We start from the raw sequence: 5,390 nt of genomic DNA, 5'->3' as shown, positions 1-5,390 counted from the left end.
GGCCTTCGTCGGCAGCGTCAGGTGTGTAGAAGAAACAGGCGCGGCACCCGCGGCCGCGCCGGCGGCGGGATCGGCGGCAGAGCGCGGGTCGGTGGTCGCGGTGCTCATCGGGCGCCCTCCCCGGGGGCCGGGGCGGCGGTGCCGGAGACCCCGGCGGTGGTGACGAGAGCCGACTCCGCGGCGCCGAGGCGGGCGACGGCGGCGCCGGCGCGGGGCGCCTCGTCCGGGTCGGCGGCGGGCCGGTCGGTGCCGCCGCGGTCGGCCGCAGCCCGCTCGGCGGCGGGCAGCGGCGCGGACCGCACGGTGACCACCTCGTGGGCGAGCGCGATCAGCGACGGCCGGTGCGCGACGAGCAGCACGGTCCGCCCGGCGGCCTCCAGCGCCCGGACCGTCGCCAGCACGACGCGCTCGCCGGCGGCGTCGAGGTGCGCGGTGGGCTCGTCGAGGACGACCAGCGGGGCGTCCGACAGCAGCGCCCGGGTGAGCGCCACCCGCTGCCGCTGGCCGACGCTGAGGCCGGCGCCGCCGCGGCCGAGGTCGGTGTCCCAGCCGTCGGGCAGGTCCGCGACCACCGCGTCGAGCCCGGTGAGGGCCGCGGCCTCGTCGCGGCGGGCCCGCGCGGCGGCGTCGAGCTCGGCGTCCTCGGCGCCGGACACGAGCCGGCCGACGGATGCCGGGTCGAGCACGGGCCGCTGCGGCAGCCAGGCGACCTGCGGCCAGTAGGTGGTGGGGTCGACGTCGGCGAGCGGCACGACGCGGCCGTCGGCGCCGACGAGCTCGACGGTGCCGGCGTCCGGCCGGAGCAGGCCGAGCAGCACGTCGACGGTGGTGGACTTGCCGGCGCCGCTCGGGCCGGTGACGGCGACGGTGCGGCCGGGCGCCAGCTCGAGGTCCAGGCCGGCGGGCGCGAGCAGGTCGCGACCCGGGGCGCGGACGGTGACGCCGCGCAGCCGCACGGTCGCGCCGCGCAGGTCGGGGGCCGGGGCGGTGCCCGCGGCGGGGACCGGGGTCTCGAGGACCCGGAACACCTGGTCGGCCGCGGCGACGCCGTCGGTGGAGGCGTGGAACTGCGCGCCGACCTGGCGCAGCGGGAGGTACACCTCGGGGGCGAGGACCAGCACGGCGAGCCCGGTCGTCAGGTCGAGGTGCCCGTAGACCAGCCGCAGGCCGATGCCGACGGCGACCAGGGCGACGGCCAGGGTGGTGAGGAGCTCCAGCACCATGCCGGAGAGGAACGCGACCCGCAGGGTGCCCATCGTGGCGCGCCGGTGCGCGTCGCCGAGCGCCTGCACCCGCTTCGCGGGGCCGCGCTCCCGCCCGAACGCGCGCAGGGTGGTCAGCCCGGCGACGAGGTCGAGCACCTGGGAGCCGAGGCGCTGCATCACCCGGAGGCTGCGCTCGGAGCGGCCCTGGGTCAGGTGCCCGATGAGGACCATGAAGATCGGCACCAGGGGGATCGTCCCCGCCGCGATGGCGGCGGACACCCAGTCGAGGTCGAGGATCACGACCAGGACCGCGGGGGTGACGGTGGCCGACAGCACGAGCTGCGGCAGGTACTTCACGAAGTAGGGCTCGAGGGCGTCGAGCCCGCGGGTCGCCAGCGTGACGACGCGCGCGCCCTCGCCCTCGGCCAGCCAGCGCGGGCCGAGGGCGGCGGCGCGGGCGACGACCTGCTCGCGCAGCTCGGCGACCGCGCGGGTCGCCGCCCGGTGCGCGTACCGCTCCTGCACGCCGACGGCGAGGGCCCGCGCCGCGACGACGGCGGCCAGCCACCCGACCCGCGGCAGCAGGTCGGGCAGCGTGGCCCCGTCGTGCGCGGCGGCGGCGAGCACCTGCGCGAGCAGGATCGCCTGGGCGATCACCAGGCCGGCCGTGACCAGCCCGAGGGCGACGGTCAGGGCCAGGTACCCCCGGGCGGCGCGGGCGTACCGGAGCAGGCGCGGGTCGAGCGGCTTCACGCGGTCGATCGTCCCTCAGGCGCGGGTCGAGCCGTCGGGGGAGGTGCCCCCGTGGCCGGTGGACGCGCCGGTCGTCGGCAGCACCGCGGCGAACGTCAGCCCGGTGTGCTCCGGGATGTGCTCGGCCGAGATGCGCTTGCGGAACACCCAGTACGTCCAGCCCTGGTAGAGCAGGACGACCGGGGTGAGGATCACGGCCACCCAGGTCATGATCGTCAGCGTGTAGTCCGTCGAGGACGCGTTCCAGATGGTCAGCGAGTTCGCCGGGTCGAACGCCGGCATGACGTCCGGGTACATCGAGCCGAAGATCAGCACGACGGCCGCGACGATGACGACGGCGGACCAGACGAACGCCCAGCCCTCGCGGCGCGCGCGGGTCGTGACGACGACGGCGACGAGGGCGGCCGCCGCGACGGCCACGACGGCCCAGGTCCAGGCCACCGAGTAGGCCACCTGCGCCCAGATCGCCCAGGCCGCCGTGACGACGAGCGTGATCGGGGCGAGCCTCGCGGCCAGCGCGCCGGACCGCTCGCGCATCTCGCCCGACGTCTTGAGCGCCAGGAACACGGCGCCGTGGGTGAGGAACAGCAGCATCGTCACCGCGCCGCCGAGGAGGCAGAACGGGGTGAGCAGCGCCCAGAACCCGCCGACGTACTGGTGGTTCGCGTCCAGCTCGACGCCGCGCACCAGGTTGGCGAACGCGCAGCCCCAGAGGAACGCCGGGAGGTAGGAGCCGAGCATGATGCCCCGGTCCGCCCACCGTCGCCACTGGTCGGTGTTGATCTTGCCGCGCCACTCGAACGACACGATCCGGAAGATCAGGCCGACCAGGATGAGCAGCAGCGGCAGGTAGAAGCCGGAGAACAGGGTCGCGTACCACTCGGGGAACGCGGCGAACGTCGCGCCGCCGGCGGTGAGCAGCCACACCTCGTTGCCGTCCCACACCGGGCCGATGGTGTTGATCATGACCCGGCGGTCCTTGTCCTTGCGGCCGAGGAACGGCAGCAGCATGCCGACGCCGAAGTCGAAGCCCTCGAGCACGAGGTAGCCGGTCCAGAGGACCGCGATCAGCAGGAACCAGATGACGGGGAGATCCATGACCGCCTCCTCTCAGTACGCGAACGACAGCGGGCGCTCGGCCGCGTCGGGGTCGCTCGGGTCGGGCTGGTTGTCGGGGTTGTCGGGCGAGTAGTCCTTCTCGGTGTCCGCGACGCCCTCGACGGCGTACCGCTTCATCAGGCGGAACCAGAACACCGCCAGCACGCCGTAGACGAGCGTGAACGCGACCATCGAGATGACCACGGTGGTCGGGCTGACCACCTCGGAGACACCGCGCTCGGTGAGCAGCCAGACGCCGTCGACGCCCCCCGGCGCCGGGTAGACCACCCAGGGCTGGCGGCCCATCTCGGTGAAGATCCAGCCGAACGACGAGGCCAGGAACGGGGTCGGGATGGCCCAGATCGCGATGCGGGCGAGCCACTTGCTGTCCGAGACCCGGCCCTTGCGCGTGAACCACAGCGCGGCGAGCGCGAGCGCCACGGAGCCGGCGGCGAGGCCGATCATCAGGCGGAACGCCCAGTAGGTGACGGTGAGGTCGGGGATGTAGTTGACGCCCTCGCCGTACTGCTCCTCGTAGCGCTCCTGCAGGTCGTTGACGCCCTCGATGCGCGACGTGAAGTCGTTGTTCGCGAGGAAGGAGGTCAGGCCCGGGATGCTGATGAGGTGCGCGACGCCGTCGCAGTTGTTCGTGAGGTCGCCGATCGCGAGGATCGAGAAGGCCGCGCCGTCCTCGGTCTCGCAGAGCGCCTCCGCCGCGGCCATCTTGGTGGGCTGCTGCTCGAACATGAGCTGGCCCTGCGCGTGGCCGGTGATGCCGAGGCCGACGCCCGAGATGAGCATGGTGAACACGCCGAGCATGACGGCGGGGCGGTAGACCGTGCGGGCCTTCTCGCTGTCGCCGTTGCGCACGAGCCGGACCATCCACCAGGCGGCGATGCCCGCGACGAAGGTGCCGGCGGTGAGGAACGCGGCGGTGACGGTGTGGGGGAACGCCGCCAGCAGCGTGCTGTTGGTGAGCACCGCGACGACGTCGGTCATCTCGGCGCGGCCGGTCTCGGTGTTGAAGGTGGTGCCGACCGGGTGCTGCATCCACGAGTTGGCGGCGAGGATGAAGTACGCGGAGAGGTTGGTCGCGATCGCGACCGCCCAGATCGACGCCAGGTGGATCTTCTTGGGGAGCTTGTCCCAGCCGAAGATCCACAGGCCGAGGAACGTGGACTCCACGAAGAAGGCGGCGAGGGCCTCCATGGCCAGCGGGGCGCCGAAGACGTCGCCGACGAACCGGGAGTACTCGGACCAGTTCATGCCGAACTGGAACTCCTGCACGATGCCGGTGGCCACGCCGATCGCGAAGTTGATCAGCATGAGCTTGCCGAAGAACTTGGTCAGGCGGAGCCAGGTCTCGTTGCCGGTGCGGACCCAGATGGTCTGCATGATCGCGACGAGCGGGGTGAGGCCGATCGTCAGCGGGACGAAGATGAAGTGGTAGACGGTGGTGACACCGAACTGCCAGCGTGCCAGGTCGAGGGCTTCCACGGGGGTGTCCGTCCAGGTGCTGAGGCGAGTGGTGGTGGGGGCGCGGCTGACTGGGGGAGGGTCGAACGGCCCAGGTCAGGGCCGCCCGTCGACGGTATTGCGCCCCGATTCACAAGCGTAGGACAAAGGTCCCGCGATCTGACGCGATGTCGTCTCGTTGTGACTGGTTTCACGAGCGTGACCTACCGCACGTCCGGCGGACCTCTGTGCGATACTGGCTCCGGTCTCCCGGGATCCACACACCCCGGGCGCCACCGTGCTCGCCGCACCAGCGCATCGCGCTGCCAGGCGCCGCCGGCCGGCCGACCCCGATCCAGGGGCTCGTGCCGCCAGGCAGGCGATGGCGCCGAACGCCTGTGCAGCGGCCGACACCGACGACTTCCGTCGCCGCGGATCCGCGAGCGACGACCGACGGCCCGAGGGCGCCGAGCGTGTGGCCGGCGTACCCGGGCGTGCAGGAGCACCGCGCGTGACGCTCGACAACACCTCGGACAGCACCACCACCGCAGCGCAGACGGGTGGTGACGCGCCGGCCGAGACCGCCGCGCCCGTCCGCAAGCGCACCACCCGGACCCGCGCCACGCGGGCCACCAAGGCCGCGGAGCCCGCGGCCGACACGCTGGACTTCACCGTCGGCGACGGCGCCGCCGCGCCCGCGGAGGAGGCGCCCGCCAAGCCGGTGCGCCGCCGGGCGCCCCGCAAGACGGCCGCGCAGAAGGCGGCCGAGGCTGCCGCCGCGGAGGAGGGCGCCGCGGCCGCCGGTGAGCCCGCCGAGGCCGTGACCGACGCCGCGCCCGCCGACGCCGCGCCCGCCGCCGAGGCGCCCGCCGCGCCCGC

3 protein-coding genes and 1 pseudogene are annotated in these 5,390 nt (G+C 73.9%); 1 reads left to right on the top strand and 3 read right to left on the bottom strand.

Annotated elements, in window-relative coordinates; all coding sequences use genetic code 11:
* Positions 1-104 precede the first annotated feature (104 nt).
* From cydD to AC3WUG_RS19255, 3 genes are read right to left on the bottom strand one after another with little or no spacing between them, the layout of a single operon-like run.
* Positions 105-1,958 carry a thiol reductant ABC exporter subunit CydD gene (gene cydD, locus AC3WUG_RS19265; RefSeq protein ID WP_492329146.1) on the bottom strand — a complete coding sequence of 618 codons (1,854 nt, stop codon included), beginning with the start codon at positions 1,956-1,958 and terminating at the stop codon, positions 105-107.
* Positions 1,959-1,973: 15 nt separating this feature from the next.
* The gene (gene cydB / locus AC3WUG_RS19260; protein WP_492329145.1) at positions 1,974-3,056 is read right to left on the bottom strand and encodes a cytochrome d ubiquinol oxidase subunit II; all 1,083 of its coding nucleotides are present in this window, start codon (positions 3,054-3,056) and stop codon (positions 1,974-1,976) included.
* 12 nt (positions 3,057-3,068) lie between these two features.
* Complete coding sequence (locus tag AC3WUG_RS19255) at positions 3,069-4,553, bottom strand: cytochrome ubiquinol oxidase subunit I (protein WP_492329144.1); 1,485 nt, start codon at positions 4,551-4,553, stop codon at positions 3,069-3,071.
* 469 nt (positions 4,554-5,022) lie between these two features.
* On the opposite strand from AC3WUG_RS19255, the pseudogene AC3WUG_RS19250 reads away from it, so the two are divergent.
* Positions 5,023-5,390, top strand: a pseudogene (locus AC3WUG_RS19250) (hypothetical protein); the annotation flags it as partial.

The sequence above is a fragment of the Cellulomonas sp. EB106-03-03-XG116 genome (genome assembly GCF_058792015.1).
This window is presented reverse-complemented; position numbering and strand designations above follow the sequence as displayed.

Bases quoted from the DNA above. Each gene is read 5' to 3' on its own strand.
- cydB (WP_492329145.1), bottom strand. From the start codon at position 3,056: ATGGATCTCCCCGTCATCTGGTTCCTGCTGATCGCGGTCCTCTGGACC.